Origin of the sequence: Hymenobacter gummosus, from assembly GCF_003970915.1 — a bacterium.
In the GTDB taxonomy this organism is placed as follows: Bacteria; Bacteroidota; Bacteroidia; order Cytophagales; family Hymenobacteraceae; genus Solirubrum; species Solirubrum gummosum.
In genome coordinates, this window is sequence record NZ_RXOF01000035.1 from 1 (window position 1) to 319 (window position 319).

The 319-nt window shown below is 74.9% G+C and carries 1 protein-coding gene; it reads right to left on the bottom strand.

What is annotated here, in order from left to right:
• On the bottom strand, nucleotides 1–223 hold a 223-nt coding region (locus EJV47_RS27750), incomplete at its 3' end, for a hypothetical protein (RefSeq protein ID WP_133372532.1).
• Between the last annotated feature and the right edge of the window lie 96 nt (nucleotides 224–319).

Consider the following 319-nt stretch of genomic DNA (forward strand, 5'->3'; position numbering starts at 1 on the left):
AGTGCGGCCGCCAGGTGTAGATGGTGCCCACGTTGAGGGCGGGGCCGGGGCGCAGGCCGGCCGGGTCGCCGATGTAGAGCGTGGCACCGCCGCCGGCGGTCAGGCGCGCGGGGCCGCGGTCAAAGGCGCGGGCCTGGGCGTCGTAGTGGCGGCGCGGGGCCTGGGCGGTGGCGGCCAGCGGGGCCAGCAGCGCGGCGCCGAGAAGGAGAGGGGCTATGCGCACGAAAAGAGGCAAGGGTGAGACAAGCGGTACGCCCGGCGGCGGGCCGGCGTTGCGGGGCTTACTTGAAGACGCCCTGCGGATCGGGCTGCTTTTCCT